This is a genomic window from Persicobacter psychrovividus, assembly GCF_036492425.1.
Classification (GTDB): Bacteria; Bacteroidota; Bacteroidia; order Cytophagales; family Cyclobacteriaceae; genus Persicobacter; species Persicobacter psychrovividus.
In genome coordinates this window covers 2641306-2662532 of sequence record NZ_AP025292.1, presented here as the reverse complement: position 1 = coordinate 2662532, position 21227 = coordinate 2641306, and the positions used below count along the sequence as shown (strand labels likewise).

At 43.0% G+C, this 21227-nt stretch carries 17 protein-coding genes; 7 read left to right on the top strand and 10 right to left on the bottom strand.

What is annotated here, in order from left to right; genetic code table 11:
* Positions 1–33: 33 nt before the first annotated feature.
* Positions 34–1491, top strand: coding sequence for a trypsin-like peptidase domain-containing protein (locus AABK40_RS11275; RefSeq protein WP_338397108.1), 1458 nt, complete (start codon positions 34–36; stop codon positions 1489–1491).
* Between the two features lie 85 nt (positions 1492–1576).
* Here the strand turns inward: AABK40_RS11275 and AABK40_RS11270 are convergent, their stop codons facing one another.
* Both AABK40_RS11270 and bioB read right to left on the bottom strand, forming a co-directional pair.
* The gene (locus tag AABK40_RS11270) at positions 1577–2428 is read right to left on the bottom strand and encodes a lysophospholipid acyltransferase family protein (protein WP_332920092.1); all 852 of its coding nucleotides are present in this window, start codon (positions 2426–2428) and stop codon (positions 1577–1579) included.
* Between the two features lie 135 nt (positions 2429–2563).
* The gene (bioB, locus tag AABK40_RS11265) at positions 2564–3553 is read right to left on the bottom strand and encodes a biotin synthase BioB (RefSeq protein WP_332920091.1); all 990 of its coding nucleotides are present in this window, start codon (positions 3551–3553) and stop codon (positions 2564–2566) included.
* 399 nt (positions 3554–3952) lie between these two features.
* On the opposite strand from bioB, the gene AABK40_RS11260 reads away from it, so the two are divergent.
* The 3 genes from AABK40_RS11260 to dnaA all read left to right on the top strand — a co-directional run bounded on the left by AABK40_RS11260 (position 3953) and on the right by dnaA (position 7187).
* Positions 3953–4723 carry a 5'-nucleotidase C-terminal domain-containing protein gene (locus AABK40_RS11260; RefSeq protein WP_338397107.1) on the top strand — a complete coding sequence of 257 codons (771 nt, stop codon included), beginning with the start codon at positions 3953–3955 and terminating at the stop codon, positions 4721–4723.
* Between the two features lie 11 nt (positions 4724–4734).
* Positions 4735–5652 (top strand): bifunctional metallophosphatase/5'-nucleotidase, encoded by a 918-nt coding sequence (locus AABK40_RS11255; RefSeq protein ID WP_338397106.1) that lies wholly within the window; start codon positions 4735–4737, stop codon positions 5650–5652.
* A gap of 98 nt (positions 5653–5750) precedes the next feature.
* Entirely contained in the window at positions 5751–7187 is a 1437-nt protein-coding gene (gene dnaA, locus AABK40_RS11250) for a chromosomal replication initiator protein DnaA (RefSeq protein ID WP_332920088.1), read from the top strand.
* 222 nt (positions 7188–7409) lie between these two features.
* On the opposite strand, the gene AABK40_RS11245 is transcribed toward dnaA, so the two are convergent.
* A complete protein-coding gene (locus AABK40_RS11245; RefSeq protein ID WP_338397105.1) occupies positions 7410–8096 on the bottom strand; it encodes a head GIN domain-containing protein in 687 nt (228 codons plus the stop codon).
* A 125-nt stretch (positions 8097–8221) separates the two neighbouring features.
* Positions 8222–10630, bottom strand: coding sequence for a TonB-dependent receptor (locus tag AABK40_RS11240; protein ID WP_338397104.1), 2409 nt, complete (start codon positions 10628–10630; stop codon positions 8222–8224).
* A 1031-nt stretch (positions 10631–11661) separates the two neighbouring features.
* Here AABK40_RS11240 and ltrA point away from each other — a divergent pair.
* Positions 11662–13059: a group II intron reverse transcriptase/maturase gene (ltrA, locus tag AABK40_RS11235; protein ID WP_338397103.1), complete on the top strand. Its 1398-nt coding sequence runs from the start codon at positions 11662–11664 to the stop codon at positions 13057–13059.
* Between the two features lie 269 nt (positions 13060–13328).
* Here ltrA and AABK40_RS11230 read toward each other — a convergent pair whose 3' ends face one another.
* The 5 genes from AABK40_RS11230 to AABK40_RS11210 form a co-directional block, all read right to left on the bottom strand.
* Positions 13329–14015: a head GIN domain-containing protein gene (locus AABK40_RS11230; protein ID WP_338397102.1), complete on the bottom strand. Its 687-nt coding sequence runs from the start codon at positions 14013–14015 to the stop codon at positions 13329–13331.
* Between the two features lie 2 nt (positions 14016–14017).
* Positions 14018–14698, bottom strand: coding sequence for a GIN domain-containing protein (locus tag AABK40_RS11225; RefSeq protein WP_338397101.1), 681 nt, complete (start codon positions 14696–14698; stop codon positions 14018–14020).
* Positions 14699–14730: 32 nt separating this feature from the next.
* Positions 14731–15399, bottom strand: a complete 669-nt coding sequence (locus tag AABK40_RS11220; RefSeq protein ID WP_338397100.1) for a head GIN domain-containing protein — start codon at positions 15397–15399, stop codon at positions 14731–14733.
* A 344-nt stretch (positions 15400–15743) separates the two neighbouring features.
* The gene (locus tag AABK40_RS11215) at positions 15744–16397 is read right to left on the bottom strand and encodes a DUF4159 domain-containing protein (protein WP_332920084.1); all 654 of its coding nucleotides are present in this window, start codon (positions 16395–16397) and stop codon (positions 15744–15746) included.
* A gap of 66 nt (positions 16398–16463) precedes the next feature.
* The gene (locus AABK40_RS11210) at positions 16464–16700 is read right to left on the bottom strand and encodes a cytochrome b5 domain-containing protein (RefSeq protein ID WP_332920083.1); all 237 of its coding nucleotides are present in this window, start codon (positions 16698–16700) and stop codon (positions 16464–16466) included.
* A gap of 233 nt (positions 16701–16933) precedes the next feature.
* Between AABK40_RS11210 and AABK40_RS11205 the strand changes: the two genes are divergently transcribed.
* Together AABK40_RS11205 and sucD are read left to right on the top strand one after the other, a co-directional pair.
* A complete protein-coding gene (locus AABK40_RS11205) occupies positions 16934–18319 on the top strand; it encodes a hypothetical protein (protein WP_338397099.1) in 1386 nt (461 codons plus the stop codon).
* Positions 18320–18573: 254 nt separating this feature from the next.
* Positions 18574–19458 (top strand): succinate--CoA ligase subunit alpha, encoded by an 885-nt coding sequence (gene sucD, locus AABK40_RS11200; protein ID WP_332920081.1) that lies wholly within the window; start codon positions 18574–18576, stop codon positions 19456–19458.
* 153 nt (positions 19459–19611) lie between these two features.
* Here sucD and rny read toward each other — a convergent pair whose 3' ends face one another.
* Positions 19612–21177: a ribonuclease Y gene (rny, locus tag AABK40_RS11195; protein WP_332920080.1), complete on the bottom strand. Its 1566-nt coding sequence runs from the start codon at positions 21175–21177 to the stop codon at positions 19612–19614.
* Positions 21178–21227 lie beyond the last annotated feature (50 nt).

Below are 21227 nucleotides of genomic sequence, written 5' to 3'. Positions count from 1 at the left end.
AAGAAATCTTGTTTCACCAAAGAACAACAGTCAATGAAAGATTGGATAAGACTTGGGGTTGTCGCGATAGGGACGGCCTTGGCGACGGTATTTTTTATCAATGATTTTTCTGATCAAAATACTGGTCCTGCCATCCGGATGGTCAGTCAAAAATATCAAACACCTATCGCCAAATCGGTATTCTCCGAAGGGGCGGGCATAAATGCCGATGAAACCACCATGCCCAAAAACGGCTTTGTGGAGGCTTCAAGGAAAAGCTTGCCTTCGGTGGTTTATATCAAAACTTTTGTGCAGGGGCGAGCGGTGAGTTCGTGGTACGAGTATTTTATGCGTGGCGGAGATTCCAGCTCTGGCTATCAGGGAGTAGGTTCGGGTTCAGGGGTAATTTATTCCACGGACGGGTTTATTGTGACCAATAACCATGTGATTGATGGCGCCGACCGCATTGAGGTGATCCATGACAAGCGAACCTACGAAGCGAAGGTGGTAGGGCGAGATCCTTCCACGGATTTGGCCGTGCTGAAAATCAAAGGTAACCAATTGCCCAATATTGAAATTGCAAGTTCCAAGGATTTGCCCGTTGGCGCTTATGTGCTGGCGGTCGGAAATCCCTTTAACCTGACCTCCACCGTAACTGCGGGGATTGTCAGTGCCAAAGGTCGGCAGATTCATGTTAATGCAGGGAATTTCCCGTTGGAATCCTTTATTCAGACCGATGCCGCCATTAACCCAGGGAACTCGGGAGGCGCTTTGGTGGATACCCACGGGCGTTTGGTGGGTATTAACACCGCTATTCTATCCAAGACGGGCTCTTATGCGGGATATGGTTTTGCCGTGCCCGTCGATATTGTCACCAAGGTGGTGGATGATATCATTAAATATGGACAGGTACAGAAGGCCTTTTTTGGCGGTCAGGTGGTTGATATTACCCAGGAGATCGTCAAAAAACTGGAACTGAAAGCTTATGATGGGGTGGTGCTTGCTGATGTTCAGAAGAATGGTGCTGCATTGAAGGCTGGGCTGGCCGTGGGCGATGTGATTCTGGACATTGATGGGCAGCAAATTGATTCGCAGGCAGAATTTGAGGAACTGATCAGCTACCGCTCGCCTGGCGACCGCATTAAGTTGACCTATAAACGTAAGGGCAGAATTTATAGCGCCTCTTTGGTGCTGACCAACATTGATGGCAAAACAGGCCTGGTGAAAAAGGAAGTGTATGCCGATCGGGAGCTTGGGGCAGCATTTGAGCGGGTGCCCACTGTGGAGCGTGATATGATTGGTATTGACTACGGCGTGCGCGTCGTGAAAATTGGCAACGGGTGGTTCCGACGACTCGGGATTGCCGAAGGATTTGTGGTTACGGAGATCAATAATATCAAAATTAAAGACCCAGAACAGCTCGTGGATATTTTGTCCCGAATTCGGGGCCGAGTAATTATAGAAGGTGTTACCGCAAAGGGACGCCGAGGCTATTATCGTTACTATTTCTAAACAACCGATTATTTTTGAAATGCATAAAAAAGGGAACCATCTTATGGCTCCCTTTTTTTATAAACAGCAGTGATTGCTTTCAAATTTATTCAACGACTGGCGGGTTTTTCCATCGGTTATGCGACCATAAATAGGTAAATGGCTGATGGCGGATGCTGTCTTCAAGTTTTTGGAAAAAGCATTCCACAGGTGTTTCTCCCTCCTGAGGATCCAGTGGGCGGAAGGTTACTTCGTAATGGCCACGGCTGGTTTTCTCAAGCTGCGCATACACCACCTCGTAATCAAACTTTCGGGCAATAAAATCCAACCCCTGAAATACAGCCGTCGGCTGGTGCATAAATTTCAGCACCTTGGGGCGCTTGGTGGGTTGTGGGCGCTGATCGCACAGCATATAAATCAGTTCGAGGGAATCTGCGGGCTGGTTTTTCAAGTATGCAATCAGTTCTTTGTCCTTAATCATGTTAAAGCCAAACTTGCTGCGGTTTTGCAGGATAATCTGATCGGAAACATCCGCAGATTGCTGACGGTATACCGCCGAGGATTTAAACTTGAGGAGTTTGGGCATGAGCGCCATCCATTCCCAGTTGGCCTGATGGCCGGTTGTGAGCACCACATTTTTTCCCTGATCGTAATAATCGTTCAGTAAATCTGCATTGTTAAAGGTAATGCGGCGACTCAGCTCCTGGGCATCCATTTTGGAAAGCAGGGCTGTTTCGACGATATAGTCACAAAGGTGATGGAAGAATTGCTGTTCAATCTTCAGGCACTCTTTTTCTGATTTTTCAGGGAAGGCCTGGCGGATATTTTTTCGAACCACCGCTTTGCGGTAACCCGACAATCTGAAGCCGACGAAGTAGAGCACATTGGCAATGCCGTAATAGACGCTCGTCGGAATATATTTTAAAACTTTCTGAATCGTATTGACAGAAATGATCATAAGTGAGGTGTGTTTTATTTGGGATTACGATAATTCAATATCATGAGTCGTTCTTAACGGTATCCCCCTACGATCAAACATAAAAAAAGCGGTTTGTATTACACAAACCGCCTTTTTCTATATCTTTTGTTGATATTACTGCATATTCAAATCAAAATGCTTGGTTTCCTTGAACGAAGCACGCGGTTTTAAATTCAGTACCTGAAACATTTCTTTGTCTTTGTCCTGCTCAGGGTTAGGGGTCGTTAGTAGTTCGTCGCCAGCAAAAATAGAACTCGCTCCTGCCATAAAGCATAATGCTTGATCTTCAAAGCTCATTTCATTTCTTCCTGCTGAAAGGCGAACCATCGACTTAGGCATCAAAATTCTTGCCGTAGCGATCATTCTTACCATATCCCAAGTAGAAACACGCTTATTTCCTGCCATTGGTGTGCCATCAATAGGTACCAAAGCATTTACAGGAACAGATTCGGGGTGCGTTTGCAGTGTCGAAAGGGTATGTAACATACTGATACGGTCCTTGTTGGTCTCTCCCAAACCAATGATTCCTCCTGAACAAACCGAAATTTTTGCCTTTTGAACATTTTCGATCGTTTCCAGGCGGTCGTCATAAGTTCTGGTGGTAATCACCTTGTCGTAATGCTCTCTTGAAGTATCAAGGTTATGGTTGTAAGCATACAAACCAGCATCCTTAAGCTTTTGTGCCTGCTCTTCAGTAAGCATACCCAAAGTACAGCAAACCTCAAGGCCCATTTCGTTTACCTCAGAAACCATCTCCAGCACGCGGTCAAAGTCACGGTTGTCACGGATGTTTCTCCACGCTGACCCCATGCAGAAGCGTGTGCTGCCATTTGCACGGGCATTTTGCGCCGCCTGTACCACTTGGTCTTTCGGCATTAATTTATGCACATTTACTTCGGTATTGTATTTTGCCGACTGCGAACAGTACGAACAATCCTCTGAACACCCACCAGTTTTGATAGATAACAATGTACAAACCTGCACCTCATTCGGATCATGGAATTCACGGTGTACCGTCGCTGCACGGTAAATCAAGTCCATGATCGGTGAGTTATATATTTCAGCAATTTCTTCTCTCGTCCAATTATTTCTGATCTCAGTCATTCTAAAAATTAGTTTTATCTGATCATATATAGGCCGTAAAAATTTTTTACTTGACCGCTAACGTAAAAGTATAAGAAAAAATTCAATCATCAAACAATCGGGATACCATCAAAATCTGTAGGCGTCAATATTTTTACCTCGCTCGGTTTCCTCTGCGCAGATTGCTAAAGTGTTGAACAATAATTTGAATTGCTTTTTTTTCTCAACAAAGCGGAATCGGGAGTGTTGTTTTTAAAAGGCTTGAAATAGTGATGGTTTTACCATTTTTATAATTAATAGAAGGTTTGGCGAGCTTCTTGTAAGTATTGTGCCAATTCGATTTAATAAATTATAGTTTTCAGGTGCGCAGAGGAGCGGGAAAGATTGTAAATTGCGCACCAGATTAATTTGATGAAGAATATGAAAAATTTTACGAAGCATGCATCGCATACTGGCAGCCTCTGGGTGATGCTGTTGTTTGCGGTAACCATGTTGGGCTGCCAGCCAAAGGTACTGGTGAAATCCTCAGTGCAAGGTGTGGATCAGCCCGTGAAAGCGGTGGAGGGCACCGATGCGGAAATTACACAGATGATTGCCCCTTTCAAGGAAAAGCTGGATAAGGGCATGAGTGATGTGGTGGCCGTTAGTGCACAACGGATGTTCTCGCAGCCAGTGGAATGTAACCTGGGGAATTTTATGGCTGATTTAATGCAGGTGCAGGGAACCAAAGAATTTGGAAAGCCTGTGGATATGGGCGTAATGACCAACGGCGGCCTGCGCAAGCCGATTGCCAAGGGGCCTATTACCACTCGGGATGTTTATGAGCTGATGCCTTTCGACAACCGAGTGTATATCCTTGAACTGAACGGCGAACAGGTGATGCAATTGATGCAGTATTTGGTGGACACCCGCCTGGCGTCAGTTTCCAATACTTATGTACATGCTATCAATGGTAAAATTGATGATCTTGAAATTGGCGGTAAGCCTTTCGATCCTTCAAGAACCTATACCGTGTCGGTGAGTAATTATCTTGCAGGGGGTGGCGACAAAATGTTCTTCTTCCGTGACTGCAGAGTTTTGAAAGCATCCAGCTACAATGTTCGCGATGCCATATTTGATTATTTGAAATCCTTCCAAAGTCAGGGGAAACCTGTGGAGGCGAAAGTGGAAGGCCGAGTGAAAATCGACTAACAGATACAACGATGGAAAGAAGAAAGTTTTTGAAAAAATCCGCTTTAGGCGCCCTGTTTGCTTCTGTGGCGGCACCGACGATCACGAAGGCTGCCAGCAAGAAAAATGACCATATCAGTATTACCTTGCTGCATACTGGCGATACCCACTCCCGCATTGAGGCTTTTCCCAAGAATTCTGCCGATTACCCCAATGAAGGGGGCTATGCTGCTCGGGCGGCTTTGGTAGAGAAAATCCGTCAGGATCATGAAAATGTGTTGCTTTTTGATTCTGGCGATATTGTACAGGGAACACCTTATTTCAACTTCTACAAAGGAGAGCTGGAGATGAAGCTGATGAGCAAGATGCATTATGATGCGGCAAATCTTGGGAATCACGAATTTGACAACGGGCTGGAGGGCATCCGCAACATGCTGCAATATGCAGAATTCCCATTCATCTGCTCGAATTACGACTTCAGCGAAACCATTCTCAAGGATCGCTTTCAGCCTTATAAAGTGTTTGAGCGCCAGGGGGTGAAAATTGGCGTGTTCGGACTTGGTGTAGAGCTCGACGGCATGGTTTGGGATAAAAACTATGGCAAAACCAAATACCTTGACCCTATAAAGGTAAGCCAAAAGATGGTGAAGGAATTACGCCAGGATAAAGGCTGTGATTTGGTGGTTTGTCTGAGTCACCTCGGCTATAAGTACGATGGTCCAAAAATGGATGACGTAAAAGTGGCGCAGGCGGTCAGTGGGCTCGACATTATTCTGGGAGGCCATTCTCATACTTTTATGGACGCACCAGTGTATGTGAAAAACCCACAAGGCGAAGAGGTACTGATAAATCATTCGGGCTGGTCAGGGGTAAGGATTGGGAAAATTCAAGTTACTTTTGATCGAAAGAAAAAGAAAAGTGGAATTAACGGGAAAAACGTTCAACTTTAGTGATCGAAAATCGATAGTTCTTTTTTTTTAAGGGATTTTTTATCAATTTTGGTTTCCTTTTTGGAACCTCCCAAGATCGGGTTAATTTTTATTCGGTAATGAATTTGGATGCGCAATCGGTTTGGCAACGCTGCCTTGAATTTGTAAGAAGCAATATATCAGAACAGGCTTTTACCACTTGGTTTAATCCTATCGTGCCGTTGCGTCTGAATGGTACTGTTTTGACCATTCAAGTGCCGAGCCAGTATTTTTACGAATACCTGGAAGAGCACTTCGTTTATTTGTTGCGTGCAGCAATCGATAAAGAGATTGGTAAAAATGGTCGGCTGGAGTATTCGGTGATCGTGGATCGTGGTAATGAAAACAACCAGCCTTACACGGTTAATTTGCCCAACGGCTCCAAGTCCAGCAAAACAGGACCGAAAAAAGACGGATCCGAAAACCAGAATAACTATACAAGCCCATTTTATATTCAGGCCATAGATAAGAGTGTGAAAAACTCTAACCTGAACCCCAATTACACTTTCGAAAATTACATTGAAGGCGATTGTAATCGCTTGGCGCGTTCGGCAGGTTTTGCCGTGGCACAAAAGCCAGGGATTACCTCTTTCAACCCTTTGATGCTTTACGGAGGCGTTGGGCTTGGGAAAACACACTTGGTACAGGCGGTAGGAAACGAGATTTTGCGGAAAGAGGACTTTACAGGCAAATTCGTTTTGTATGTATCTTCTGAAAAATTCACCAATCAGTTTATTGAGGCTTTGAAGGCCAACCAAATGCGGGAGTTTCAGAACTTCTATCTGCAGGTGGATGTACTGATTATTGATGATGTGCAATTTCTCTCGGGAAAGGAAAAAACACAGGAGATGTTCTTCCATATTTTCAACCACTTGCATCAGTCGGGTAAGCAGATTATCATGACTTCCGATTGCCCGCCAAGAGAGTTGAAAGGCTTGCAGGAACGTTTGTTGTCTCGATTTAAATGGGGGCTGACCGCAGATTTGCAGACGCCAGATTTCGAAACGAGAATTGCCATTATTCAGAAAAAAATGCAGGCAGACGGAATCAACATTCCTGAAGATGTATTGGAATATTTGGCGCATACGATCGATACCAACATCCGTGAGTTGGAAGGGGTGCTGATCAGTTTGATCGCCCACGCTTCATTGGTTCGGCAGGACATTGATGTGCCTTTGGCCAAGCAAATCCTGAAGAATATCGTCCATGATATCGAAACGGAAGTAGGGATTGATTTCATTCAGAAGACCGTAGCGGAATATTTTAAACTGAAAGTGGAGGACCTGAAAGCGAAAACCCGTAAAAAGGAAATCGTGATAGCAAGGCAGATCGCCATGTATTTCTCTAAGGAATATACCAATCATTCGCTAAAGTCCATCGGTTATCATTTCGGTGGCCGAGATCACTCAACAGTGATTCACGCCGTGCAGTCGGTCAATGATATGTTGGAAAAGGACAATGAGTTGAAACAGAAAATCAAGGATGTCAATAAGCAATTGAAAATGACCTCCCGTTAATTTATACCTAAAAAAAGCCTGGCAACGCAAATTGCCAGGCTTTTTTATTTGATTTTTTGTGGTTAGGATGAATCCACTATCGCGAGAGTCCGGCTCGTGATAATGGTTGGTTCAAGCGTCCCGCTTGGATCAAAGGCCATTAAATTTTTAGTCCAAGCGAGACACTTGAACTAAAAACAAGGAATAAGTAATCTGTGGACAAATAAAACATCCAATAAAGCCTTACAATCGCTGTACCGAGCCTGCGCCTGAAGTATTCACCAAGACACGCTGAGGATCGCCTACAAATTTCACAGACGATGCACCTAAGCAGTTACCTTCTATGGAATTATTGGCGTGGATTTTAAGGTTTGATGCGCCATTCATGGAAACATGCACTTGGTTGCTAATCATATCTTTGGCTCTTACATTGCTCGCACCAGAAAGTTTCGCTATAAAATTATCTGTAGTCCCCACCAACATGACATTACTTGCACCCGAACAGCGAACTTCAACGTTCTTTGTGTTAAGTTCAAGCTTCATTTTTGATGCACCTGACGCCCTGACTTGCAAATTATCTGACTTCAGTACATTTTTAGAATACACATTACAAGCTCCCGAAGTCTGCACCTCGTTGATATCTTTGACTTGAAAGTAGAGGGTTATTTTTTTTGTTTTGTGGCGACCGTCTTGCATGCTAACACTTAGGCTTTTGTCAATTGTCTTGATTTTAACTAAATCCAAGTCTTGCGGACGGCCTTCCATCACCATTTGACAATCTTTACCTTGGGTAATAAACACCTCAAAAGCACTTGCGAAGTGCAGTTCATTGAATGACTTTACCTCAATGGTTCTTTTTTCAATGTCTTTAGCTACCACAGTGCTAACTATAGCAAAGACCATTAGAAGAGTCTGGAGTAATTTTTTCATGATTATTTTTTTGTATATTTAACGAAATCAATTGCAGTAACGGAGGATCTTTGGGCACCACCTCCTATTAATTTACAGGAGCCTATTACCAGTAGAGATCTATGCGATTAGATTTACAAGTAATCCTAAAGTCTTCTCATTGAATCTCTATTTACACGTCTCATGCGAGATTCTTTTTTATTTCCTCCAAAGATATAGCGAACGCCTACCTGAATGCTTCTAACATCATTGTTAAAGTTTGTTCTCAAAATGACGTCATTCTGTATTGTCGTTTGTCTATCGATGTTCGTGTCAAAAATATCAGTCACTTGTGCTGAAAATATTAACTTTCTGTCCAGCAATAATAGATTAGCTCCTATGTCTAAGTTCTGCTTTCCATAAGTGGTTTCTCGTGCTGTTACTATTCTTGGGTTGAACCAATAATGAAAATTGAGTGAAAAGTTTTTGTTGTCTGCGATAGGGAAGAATGTGTTTTGGGTGCTGAAATAAGCTTCCCAACCTTCACTGTCAGCGATATCAAATTCCTGATTGGTATTCGTATTTAAAAAGTGTTTAGCATATATGGTATTGTTACTTTCCCACCAAGAGAATTTTCGGTAGTTATAGTTGATATATCCATAGATGTTATGTTGCTCAAAATTATTGAATCGGGTATTGACATACATCTGTTTTTCAGTGTCAAAATACTGCACTTCAGCGTTGTACATGTCTGTTTCTATCGAGTAACCTACTCCTGCTGATAGGTTCCCTTTTTGATATTTAAAGGACAGGTCGTTGATATACATCGGTGTGAGGTATGGATTACCTACGACAATGGCTTGTTCTCCAAAGAACATGACGGCTGGAGATAATACTCCCATACCAGGACGGGTTAATCTTCGATTATAAGATAATCCAAAGTAACTGCCTGAGGAGTCTGTGTAGCTTAGATTGAATGTTGGGAATATTTTGAAATAGTCACTGTTATTGGCACTGTCTAATAAGTGTTCTTTTGTGGCTATTTTTGTGTATTCTCCTCTCAGTCCAAGTTGTAAGCTGATATTTTTCCAATTCTTGTTGACTTCGGTGTATATCGCTGAAATTGATTCATTATAATCAAATTCACTGGAGTTCGGTAAATTGAGTATGGGTTGATCGTCTTGGTAATCGAAGTCTTTGAAGTCGTTTGTTCTTTGGTTTTGGGTGTATTTAAGACCAGCAGACCACTGTACGCCATGTATTTTTTTTGAGGCATTTAGCCCTAAAGTATAAACTTTACTTTCAGAGCCAAATTGGTTTTGTTTTTTGATTTGCTCTATATTGCCGTTTTGATGGTCAAGTTGGTTATCAAATAATTGGTCAGAGCTCCCATCAGAAAGCACCGTACCTGCTTCTAATGATAATTTCCCTCCTTGGTCATCGATGCTGTAATCAATGAAACTTGTTAGGTTATGGGTACGATTGAGTGAGTTACCTATGTTGAAGTAATGGTTAATATAGGTAAGGTCTTTTTGGTTCTCTGTGAGGTCATAAGCACTTCGAACACCTGTATTCTTTTCGTCTTCATCATTATTGTTAAAAGTGTATCCCAAACCAACAAACCAACGATTGTTAATTTTATAATCTGTTGCCAGGTTAAAGCCCAAGCCTTTCCCATCTATACTCCATAGACCATCGGTAGGATTAACTAATTTCCCAATGTTTTCTTGCGTGATGTCATATTTTCTTTGTGGGTTGCTCAAGTCATAGTTAAGAGATGTACTAAGGTTCCAATCCTTTTTAGAGTAGTTCAATGCCACATTGTTGTAGAGATCTTGTCCTCTGTTACGTTTTTTATACGTTGAGCCTACTGCTCCACCAAGGTAATCGGATGTGCGATGTTTTAGTACGATATTAATAAGCCCCGCATTTCCTTCGGCATCATAGCGTGCAGGAGGGTTCTGCATCAGTTCAATTTTTTCAATATTAGTAGGGTTAATGCTTTTAAGATAGGAGTTAAGTGGTTCACCTGATAAATTGACCATTCTGCCATTAACTAATATTCTGGCAACACTTCTTCCAACAATAGATATACTATTGCTATTGGTATCAACGATTAAGCCTGGTACTCTTTTAAGTAGGTCATAGCTTGAGGTACTGATATTGGCTTCAAAGGTATCACTTACCCGAAAAATGGTTTTATTTCCCTGGCTTTCGATTTTGCTTCTTTTGTAGGTGATCTGAACTTCATCTAGTTGAATATTGTCTTGAAGTACTTTCGTTCCTATGTTGGTATCTTTGGTTATTGTTATTGGTAGATATTCGTCCTGGAAGCCTATCATGTTCAAGTGTAGAATATATTTGCCTGGAGTAGTGCTAATAGAGAATAAACCGTCCTCTTTCGTAACATCTCCTTCGATGTAAGTACTGTCTTGGGAAGACATCAAATAAGCATTAGCAAATTCTACTGGTTGCTGATCGGTATTGACCAACTTTCCTTTTAACATTACTGATTGTGCAAAGGAGGTTTGGCTTAGCAGTAAAAAAAATGCTATTAGTGGGAAAAAATATTTCATAGTATTTCAAGTTTTTAAAAAAAATTGATAAAAAAAGTACCAACCAATTACAAAAGAGAAAAAAGGTGATAGGTGGTGTTTTTTATTTATATTTTTGAGTATAAATTTATAATATACTCACCATCATGATGCGCAAAAGTTGGGAAGGGTTGCATGGTGGTGAAAATTTTTAAATATTTATTTTTAGTCTGTGGGTTGAAGGTATAAACCTACGATTAGTGTAGCCTGTCGAAAATATTCCATTAGCTTATCCAAAAACATCATTTTTAGTGCCGTAGGGACGTTGCATGCAACGTCCGTACCGTGAGGTACAAAAATACTCGACAGTCCACGATTAGTGTAAATGTAGTGATTGGGCAGAGGCGCTGAATTGACTTTGGTCCAAGCGGGACGCTTGAACCAAAGTGGCCGAATATAGAAGTGATTAATTATGCTATTACAGGAAGAAAAAAATCATGTTAATCCTTTCAATCAAGGAAATCAAGGTTTTAAAAAATAAGTGGCAGTAAACGGGAGCCTATGACGACTGAAATCAAGGATGTCAATAAGCAATTGAAAATGACCTCCCGTTAATTTATACCTAAAAAAAGCCTGGCAACGCAAATTGCCAGGCTTTTTTTTTATGTGCGCCGTGCATGGCGATTAACTAATCGGTGCAAGTCCGTAGTGGGGGTTAGTAGTGCCAACCACATAGCAGAAGGCAAGGGTGTATACCGTGAGGTATAATCTGAAGGAAGCCGTATGCAAATCTCTGGCCTGAGGGACACAAACATCATGAGGCAGTATTGTTTGGATAAGCTTGCATAACAAAGTAAAGTCCAAAACTACTCGGAAGGCAATGCTGTAAATGGTGCAGGTAGATGGGGAGAAAGTTAATCGTCTTACCGCGGGAGATCTCGCAGGGGTGTCTACTAATAGTAAAGGACACGTTCGAAAAAGGTTTACTGCGAGAAGTCAGCCGAAGTCATAGTAGTCGAGACCGACGGCGAAGGACTGAACTTTAATTAGGAATCATTACAGAAAGTTACCGAATGAAAGGTAGAAAGCAGAAAGTACGAAGAAATAGTAGCTTGTTCGGAAAAGCACCTGCGGAACAGGGGAAAGCCGAACGAGTGCCGACTTTTGTTTGGATAACTGAAGCGGATGATTTCACAGTTACACAGAGAAAGGAAGGATTGTTAGACAAAATCTTGTGCCCTTATAATTTGAACCGAGCTTATCAGCGAGTGGTCAAGAACAAAGGGAGCCATGGAATTGATGGAATGAAGGTCGGCGCTTTGGCGTCATATCTGCAAATTCATGGAAGGGAGATTGTGCAGTCCATACGTCAAGGGAACTACCGCCCGAACCCAGTCCGACGTGTAGAAATACCGAAGGACAATGGGAAGACACGCCCTTTGGGGATACCAACGGTAGTGGATCGTTGGGTACAACAGGCGATCAGCCAAGTTTTAGTTCCGATTTACGAAAAGGAATTTTCACCTCATAGCTATGGATTTCGTCCTGGTCGCAGTCAGCATCAGGCATTACTTCAAAGCCAAGAGATTTTATCAGAAGGCTATCGCTATGCGGTGGACTTAGATATGGAGAAGTTCTTTGACACGGTAAATCATAGTTATCTTATCACTTTACTGTCAGAACAAATCAAGGAAGGATCGGTGATTTCACTCATTCACAAATATTTGAATGCAGGTGTTGTGATCGGTCATAAATTTGAGGCAAGCACCGACGGCGTACCGCAGGGCGGTCCATTGAGTCCATTATTGAGTAATGTAATGCTTAATGTTTTGGATCAAGAACTGACCAAGCGGGGACACCGATTCGTGCGCTATGCTGATGATATGATTATCTTTAGTAAAGGTAGAAAAGGAGCGGAACGACTCAAAAGAACAGTTACCCGATTTATTGAAGGTAGGCTGTATTTGAGGGTAAACAAGGAGAAAACGCAGGTAGTACCAAGACGGCAAATCAAATTTTTGGGATACTCCTTCTACATGTGGAAGGGAAAAGCACGTTTTCGAGTTCAAGCCAAAAGTATCAATCGGCTAAAGGATAAAATGCGTGCTATCACCAATAAAAGTAATGGTCTGGGCTATCAAAGGCGGAAAACCCTGCTATCTCAAACGATAAAAGGGTGGATCAATTACTACAAATTTGCCGAGATGAAAACCATCATGCAACGACTCGACGAGTGGTTACGCCGACGAATTCGGGCATTTACTTGGAAGAATTGGAAGCGGGTAAGAACACGGTTCAAGGAACTAAAGCGACTGGGTGCCGATACATCGAAAGCCTGGGAACACGCCAACACAAGAAAAGGACATTGGCGGATCGCAAAGAGCCCTGTATTACACAAAACCCTGACTGATGAAGTGCTTCGAGAACAAGGCTACGTCTCTCTAAAGACATACTATCTCTCTGTACACTGAATTAAAGAACCGCCCTGTACGGATCCGTACGCAGGGTGGTGTGGGAGGTGCACTGGTGAAAGAGGAAATTTTCTTTCACCAGCCATCTACCCTATTTGATTTTTTGTGGTTAGGATGAATCCACTATCGCGAGAGTCCGGCTCGTGATAATGGTTGGTTCAAGCGTCCCGCTTGGATCAAAGGTCACTAAATTTTTAGTCCAAGCGAGACACTTGAACTAAAAACAAGGAATAAATAATCTGTGGACAAATAAAACATCCAATAAAGCCTTACAATCGCTGTACCGAGCCTGCGCCTGAAGTATTCACCAAGACACGCTGAGGATCGCCAGTAAACTTCACCGAAGCTGCGCCCGAGCAGTTGCCCTCTATGGCATCTTTTGCGTGAATTTTTAAATTTGAAGCCCCGCTCATAGCAACTTTCACCTGTCCGGTGATTAAGTCTTTAGCCTTTACATTGCTCGCACCTGAAAGGTTCACGGAAAAGTTCTCTGCATTTCCAACGAGCATGGCATTACTTGCCCCCGAAGAGCGCAGGTCTAAGCTTTCTGCATTCAACTCAAGCTTCAGGTTCGATGCACCCGAAAGACGCATTTTTAGGGCGCTCGCCCTGATCGCATTTTTGGAATATACACTGCATGCTCCAGAAACCTCTATTTCATTCACATCCTTCAGTTGCAGGTAAATATTGATTTTTTTGGTGTTATAACTGCCGTTTCTCATGTTCACCGAAAGGCTGTTGGCGCTTTCTTTCACTTTAACCAAATCAAGGTCTTTGCCTCGGCCTTCAATCACCATCTGGCAGTCTTTTCCTTGCGTGATATAGACATTAAAGGCAGCGCCGAGATGCAACTTATTGAAGCTGCTCACTTCAATGGTTCTTTTTTCAAGGTCTTTGGCTTGCAGGGAGTACACTGCAGTAAAGATGATCAGGATGATAGGGATAAGTTTTTTCATAATTAGTTTATATCGTATTTACTGAATTCACTGGAAACAATTGCGCTATTTTCAGTCCCTGCAACAGCGAGTTTGCAGAACCCTTCAATATTGCCCATAATTTTATTTTTAACATACAAATTGGCTTTGCAAAAGCCTGCAAGGTAAACGTGCGCATCGGTGCAAATGAGCTCCTCGGCATCGAGCTTGCCCATGCCTTCCATCTGAAAATCGGCTTGCTGTACTTTTCCCTTGATGATGGAGGAAGACACCCCCTGGGCGTGAAACTCCAACTGTTTATTTTGGACTAACAGCCGCACTTTAGCGGCGCCGAGCAATTCCACACGGAGATCGTTTGTTAGTGGGTTCTTGGAATATACTTTCGTAGCCCCAAGAACTTTGAGCAGGCTTAAATCTTTCACCTGTAAATAGACGGTCAGTTTTTTGGCCTTATCCATATTGTCGTCGGTGGTGATGTAGAGGGTTTCTCCTCTCACCTCGGTATGTAGGCGATGAATGACAGACTGTTTTTTGGCCTCCAGGGCAAGGGCGTTGCTGTTGCCTTGGGTGATGAACAGGGTAAAGGCACCTTCAAGCTGAACTTTCGTGAAGTCGCCAACGGTGCGGTGTTCTTTATATTGATCTTTTGCCTGTGCAGTACCAAAAAGGAGGAGGCACAAAATAAGAATAACAGGGCTTTTCATGGTCAATTGAATTTGAGAATATGGGGGATCGATTAATTGTAATGGCTTACCGAAGCGGCAGGCTCATTGGTGATGTAAGGTGATTTGGTGCTTTTATTATAGGAGAGGGCGGAAGCACCATGCGCTTTGGCAATCACGGACTCCTGTCCAAAAACATGAACTTTGGTCGCTCCGTAAGCATCAGCCTTGATGCGTTGGCAAATCAATGTTCGCCCGTCGAAGGTCGATGCGCCGTCGGATTTTATTTGGGCATTATCGCATTTTCCGACCATCATAACTTCCGTGGCGCCGTTGTTGGAAAGCTCAAAATCAGTAGCGTTGATTTCTATTTTTGCCTGACATGCCCCATTGATTTCCGCCTTAAATGTTTTGGCAACAATGGCATTCTTGGTGTAAAAGTGGTTTCTCCCTTCTAAAAGCAAGGCACTGAAGGAGGGCGCCTGTAAGTAGATGTTACCGTGGATGCGATTGGCATTTCGGCTGATTTGAAGGGTGCTGTCCTTCTGATCTATTATTATGCCTTCAAAGTCATCAGCTGAAGCTTCAATGGTCATTTTGTATTCAGCGCCTGTGGTGAAATAGACCTGAAAAGCACCGTTCACCTTCAGAAATTTGAAGGAGGTGATGTCAATGCTACGCTTTTCTGCTTTCGCAAATAGCGCCGCACACAAAATAATCAATAGAAATAGACTGCGTTTCATGGATGTGTTCATTAAATGATATACTATTCAGTACCATGATGCACAAAAGGGGGGAGGGGTTGCATGCGATCCGAAAAAAAATCGGTGGATTATTGAATAAGGCGTGATCAGTACTAAAATAGTGTTGCCATTCATAAACAATTCACACATTATTTTTCACATGCCTGACTCAGGCGGAGGAGTTGAATGATGCAAGGCTTATCAGCCCAATAATTAGTCTGTAATAAAAGGACGAGCCAACAATTGAGGGTTGAAGCACCCAAAGGCAGAGAGGGCGCCTGTGGTTTCGTTGATAAATCGGAAAAAGTATTGAAACAGGATGAACAGCCGATGAAAATTATTGGCTATTCTTCCGTGAAAGCGTAGGAAACAATATTGGCGCCCATTTTTAGGGCTTGCTGGCGTACCTCTTCGGGGTCGCCATACAGTCGCTGATCTTCCCAGCCATTGCCCAAATCGGATTCATAGGTGTAATAGCAAACCAGGCGTCCTTCGAAAATTAACCCGAAACCTTGCGCAGGTTTGCCGTCGTGCTCGTGAATTTTTGGTAGACCATTCTTGAAATCATACTGGGTATGGTAAATCTTGTGATCATGAGGCAGGGCAACAAACTCCAGTTCAGGGAAGACTTTTTTCATTTCCAGTCTGATAAACTGGTCAAGTCCATAGTTATCATCAATATGCAAAAAACCTCCAGCGATTAAATATCGGCGAAGATTATCCGCTTCCTGATCCGAGAAAACTACATTGCCATGCCCCGTGAGGTACACATAGGGAAACAAGAATAAATCCGAACTGCCCACCTCAACGATCTCCTCATTTTTTTCAATATCGGTTTTCATGTTTTTGTTGCAGAACTCAATCAGGTTCGGCAGGGCAGTCTTATTGGCATACCAATCGCCGCCGCCGTTGTATTTTAGTTTGGCGAGTTTTATTTGGGCGTTTGCAATGCTTGAACAAAGCAGTAGAAGCATGAAGATGGCAGAGATAAATCGCATAGTTGTGGGTTGGGTGTACTGTCTTGTCAAGAATACGAAAAAATGAAGGTGATGTCGGGCGGAAAGTTATTTTATCTCACCTACGATATCGAATTTCTCAAAAACCTTTTCAGCATGCGGTGCATCGGCCATTTCCTCGGTCAGGTCTTGCCCTGCCCAATGCTCGTAGTGTTTGCCATTACGCCACATTCTTGAATGTGTAACATCATAAATAATCCCCTCAAAGGCGACCCAGATTTGTTCTTTATCCTGACCGTTACGCAGCGCGAGCTGCGATCGGGTATATGTTTTGTTTGTTTCCATTATTTTAGGATCAATTTTTAGAAATTTAGGCAGGATTAACGCCTGAAGCAAATTTGCAAAAATATTCCTGCATGCATTTTACAATGGTGTAAAATACAGGAAAACAGCCATGAAATATCTTATTCAGGTTTTAAAACCACAAAAAGCATCAGAAAAAAAAGTAAAACATGATTCATATTAGTGAAGCCTCACTACTTAAATTTTGATATTTGCGGTTTGAAAAATTATTTAAAATGAGATATACACTACTTATTGTATTGCTTTTTTGTGGCAGCCTGTCCACTGTATTTGCATCATCTACCTCCCAAGAACACACCGAAGAAGAAAAAAGTGTTGAAGCCAAAGCGCTTGAAAAATTTACCAAAGGTCTGACCATCCCTGTCGGGGGGAAGTCTTATTTTAAATATGGCATCGGGGCGCAAACCTGGTTCCGATCAGGAGAAATGAACCCTGGTACATTGAACAGCAACACCAAGGAACCCACTTCTTATGTCAATGATTTTGCCATGCGTCGATTGCGTTTGCTGGCTTATTCAAACATTGAAAACAAGTATTTTATCTTTACCCAAATCGGGATTACGTCGCACCCGACAGATGGGACGGCGCACCAGCCGATTTTTGTTCACGACTTCTGGGGGAAAATTCGTTTGGGGAACACCAATAACTTTATTGGTGCGGGCCAGCACATGTTTATGGGTTTGTCGCGTTTGTCGCTGGTGAGTTACTGGCGTACCAATACCCTGGACAACCCCTCTTTCAACTTTCCGCAGGTGAATGTAACGGATGATTTTGTTCGCCAGATGGGGGTTTTCTTTCAGGGGATGACCGGCCGGTTCAAGTATATGGCGTCGGTCAATCAGCCATTTCAGCCAAGCAATTCTTCCAAAATTCTGACCAAAGAAGAACTGGCATCGCGTAAAGTGGCGGATCAGGCTTTTAACCTCCGCACGGCGGATTTAAGCTACAATGCTTATCTCGAATACCACTTTTTCACCAAAGAGAAACCCGGCTTCACCCCTTTTAATACGATGTCCCATTTGGGGAGAAAAGGACGATTTCTGAACCTGGGAGCAGGATTCAGATACGATGGCGGTGCTATGGGGTATATTGAAGAAGGGAGTGATTTCAGTGCGGAAAATGTAAAAACCACAGGAAGCCTGGCCACTGCCATAGACCTTTTCTATGAGGAACCGATGGCCAAAGGGGCTGTCCTGAATTTATATGGAGCCTTTTACCGTTTCGATTATGGTCCCAACTACCTGAATACTATTGGGGTGATGAACCCCGGTATTTCTGATGGGTCTGCTCTGCCACAAGGCGCGGGAATCTCGCAATATTATTTGGGAACGGGGAATGTAGGCTATTTGAATGCAGCCTATATTCTGCCATTTACTATTGGTGAGGTTGGGCGATTGCAGCCTTGGGCAGCACTTCAGTACAAAGACTTTGAGGGGCTTAAAGATGCATCCATGCAGTATGATATTGGTATGCACTACTTAATCGTAGGGCATAATATTAAGCTGTCAATGGCTTATTCTACCAGACCTATTTACAATGAAAACATGGAGCTTGATTCAAGCAAAGGACTTTTCATTACCCAGATGCAATTCCGATTCTAAGTCATTTATTACATCTTGTAATTCAATGGGCTACTCAATTTTTGGGTAGCCTTTTGTTTTATTTAAAACCTTTCTGCTTGACGTTGTCTATTTATAACAGATGATTTGATGATGATAAGGATCCCTCATAGCTTTATATTTCTTTTAATTATTGAATTAATCTTTTAACTTACTATAAGATTGTGCAGGTCGCCGCTTTTTACAGTGGTTTTAACTTGTTCAAATATCGACATCAAACTAAAAAACATAAACTCATGAGTGTACTTGTAAATAAAAACTCAAAAATAGTAGTACAAGGCTTCACTGGCACAGAAGGTAGTTTCCATGCTGGTCAGATGATTGAATACGGCACCAATGTGGTGGCCGGCGTAACCCCAGGAAAAGGAGGAAGCACACACCTTGAGAGACCCGTTTTTAATACCGTTCAAGAAGCTGTGGATGCAACCAGTGCGGATGTATCCATTATTTTTGTGCCCCCAGCATTTGCAGCAGATGCAATTATGGAGGCTACAGCAGCAGGTATCGGGGTAATCATTTGTATTACAGAGGGAATTCCTGTATTGGACATGCAGGCGGCAAAAGCTTATGTGAAAGAAAAAGGTGCGACTTTGATCGGGCCAAACTGCCCAGGAGTTATTACACCTGAGGAAGCTAAAGTAGGAATTATGCCTGGCTTTATTTTCAAGAAAGGACGTATTGGCTTGGTTTCAAAATCAGGAACCTTGACCTACGAAGCGGCAGACCAAATAGTAAAAGCAGGTATGGGTATCTCAACAGCAATCGGTATTGGTGGTGACCCGATCATCGGAACATCAACCAAAGAGGCTGTGGAGTTACTGATGAACGACCCGGAGACTGACGCTATTGTGATGATCGGTGAGATTGGTGGAAACTATGAAGCAGAAGCCGCTCGTTGGATTCAGGCGCAAGGTAATCCAAAGCCTGTGGTAGGTTTTATTGCAGGGCAGACCGCACCAAAAGGTAAGCGTATGGGACATGCTGGCGCGATTATCGGTGGGGCTGATGATACCGCAGAAGCAAAAATGCGCATTATGGCTGAATGTGGTATTTCAGTGGTACAATCGCCTGCAGATATTGGTGCAGTGGTTGTTGAGGCGCTTTCAAAAGAAGAAGTTTAAGAAGTCATATATTAAGTTTAAGATTAAGGCCATTTCATTTGAGATGGCTTTTTTTGTGCCTGGTTTTTCGCTGTGGTAGCCTTGCCATATTTAGCCAAAAAAAATCCCCTTCAGCATTTCGCTAAAGGGGATTTAAGGTGTTTTATACTTGGCCTATTTTGCGTAGGCTACAGATCTCATTTCTCGGATAACAGTTACCTTAATCTGACCTGGGTATTGCATATCTTTCTCAATTTTCTGAGAAATCTGATATGACAATGATCCTGCGTGATCATCAGTTACTGATTCAGAATCTACCAACACGCGCAATTCACGACCCGCCTGAATAGCGAAACATTTGTTGACGCCTTCAAAGCTCATCGCCAGTGCTTCCATGTCTTTCAGACGCTTGATATACGACTCCATGACTTCGCGGCGAGCACCAGGACGAGAGCCAGAAACGGCATCACACGCCTGAATGATTGGCGCAATCATGGTGGTCATCTCCATTTCATCGTGGTGAGCACCAATGGCATTCACAACATCTGGGTGTTCCTTGTATTTCTTGGCCAATTCAGCACCTAACACTGCGTGTGGCAATTCTGGCTCTTCAGGCCATACCTTACCAATATCATGCAGCAATCCAGCACGTTTTGCCATTTTCGAGTTCAAGCCAAGCTCTGATGCCAATGTAGCACAAAGTTTAGCCACCTCGCGAGAGTGCTGTAACAGGTTCTGACCATAAGAGGAACGGAAGCGCATGCGTCCAACCAATTTGATCAGCTCTGGGTGAAGACCGTGAATCCCTAAATCAATACAGGTACGCTCTCCGATTTCAACAATCTCTTCTTCAATATTTTTGGTTGTTTTGGCAACAACCTCCTCAATACGTGCAGGGTGAATACGTCCATCAGCAACCAATCGGTGCAACGACAAACGAGCAACCTCACGACGTACAGGATCGAAACCTGAAATGATAATCGCCTCAGGGGTATCATCAACAATGATTTCCACGCCTGTTGCGGCTTCCAAAGTACGGATATTTCGACCTTCACGGCCAATAATCTTTCCTTTGATGTCATCGCTTTCGATATTAAATACCGATACACAGTTTTCAATCGCATGCTCAGTGGCAGTACGCTGAATAGTTTGAATGACAATCTTTTTGGCTTCTTTGTTAGCGGTCATTTTCGCCTCGTCAACGATGTCCTTCGCCTGTGCAGATGCAGCAGTTCGGGCTTCGTCTTCGATTTGTTTGATCAGCTGCTTTTTCGCGTCTTCGGCTGAAAGGCTTGCAATTTGCTCCAAAAGCTCAATTTGCTTGCTTCGTTCAGCTTCAACAACTGCTTTTTTGTCGTCGATCAACTGAAGTTCATTGTCAAGTTGTTTCTTGATTCTGTTCAGTTCTGCATCTTTCTTTTTACCCACTTCAATCTGTTTGTTTAAAGTGGATTCTTTTTGTTTGATGCGGTTCTCAATGACATTAATTTGATTCTTGCGCTTGTTGACTTCCTTGTCACAGTCCGCCTTAATGCTCAAGACTTTTTCTTTAGCCTCTAAAATTTTGGTATTCTTAATTGAATCTCCTTCAATTTTGGCGTCTTTGACGATGCGCTCTGCATTCTGATGTGCTTCCCGCTCTTGAGCTTGGAAGAATTTCAAAAGCATACTACGCCCGATAAAAACACCGATACCAAGTGCTACGATCGCCGTGATCGCAACGTAAATGAAAGTTTCCATTAGCGTATCGTTTTAGCAGCTCTAATGGTTGGGTGATGAGGGATAGGGTT

Excerpts from the sequence above, each read along its gene's own strand:
- AABK40_RS11275 (WP_338397108.1), top strand. The coding sequence starts at position 34 with ATGAAAGATTGGATAAGACTTGGGGTTGTCGCGATAGGGACGGCCTTG.
- AABK40_RS11270 (WP_332920092.1), bottom strand. The coding sequence starts at position 2,428 with ATGATCATTTCTGTCAATACGATTCAGAAAGTTTTAAAATATATTCCG.
- bioB (WP_332920091.1), bottom strand. The coding sequence starts at position 3,553 with ATGACTGAGATCAGAAATAATTGGACGAGAGAAGAAATTGCTGAAATA.
- AABK40_RS11260 (WP_338397107.1), top strand. The coding sequence starts at position 3,953 with ATGAAAAATTTTACGAAGCATGCATCGCATACTGGCAGCCTCTGGGTG.
- AABK40_RS11255 (WP_338397106.1), top strand. The coding sequence starts at position 4,735 with ATGGAAAGAAGAAAGTTTTTGAAAAAATCCGCTTTAGGCGCCCTGTTT.
- dnaA (WP_332920088.1), top strand. The coding sequence starts at position 5,751 with ATGAATTTGGATGCGCAATCGGTTTGGCAACGCTGCCTTGAATTTGTA.
- AABK40_RS11245 (WP_338397105.1), bottom strand. The coding sequence starts at position 8,096 with ATGAAAAAATTACTCCAGACTCTTCTAATGGTCTTTGCTATAGTTAGC.
- AABK40_RS11240 (WP_338397104.1), bottom strand. The coding sequence starts at position 10,630 with ATGAAATATTTTTTCCCACTAATAGCATTTTTTTTACTGCTAAGCCAA.
- ltrA (WP_338397103.1), top strand. The coding sequence starts at position 11,662 with ATGAAAGGTAGAAAGCAGAAAGTACGAAGAAATAGTAGCTTGTTCGGA.
- AABK40_RS11230 (WP_338397102.1), bottom strand. The coding sequence starts at position 14,015 with ATGAAAAAACTTATCCCTATCATCCTGATCATCTTTACTGCAGTGTAC.
- AABK40_RS11225 (WP_338397101.1), bottom strand. The coding sequence starts at position 14,698 with ATGAAAAGCCCTGTTATTCTTATTTTGTGCCTCCTCCTTTTTGGTACT.
- AABK40_RS11220 (WP_338397100.1), bottom strand. The coding sequence starts at position 15,399 with ATGAAACGCAGTCTATTTCTATTGATTATTTTGTGTGCGGCGCTATTT.
- AABK40_RS11215 (WP_332920084.1), bottom strand. The coding sequence starts at position 16,397 with ATGCGATTTATCTCTGCCATCTTCATGCTTCTACTGCTTTGTTCAAGC.
- AABK40_RS11210 (WP_332920083.1), bottom strand. The coding sequence starts at position 16,700 with ATGGAAACAAACAAAACATATACCCGATCGCAGCTCGCGCTGCGTAAC.
- AABK40_RS11205 (WP_338397099.1), top strand. The coding sequence starts at position 16,934 with ATGAGATATACACTACTTATTGTATTGCTTTTTTGTGGCAGCCTGTCC.
- sucD (WP_332920081.1), top strand. The coding sequence starts at position 18,574 with ATGAGTGTACTTGTAAATAAAAACTCAAAAATAGTAGTACAAGGCTTC.
- rny (WP_332920080.1), bottom strand. The coding sequence starts at position 21,177 with ATGGAAACTTTCATTTACGTTGCGATCACGGCGATCGTAGCACTTGGT.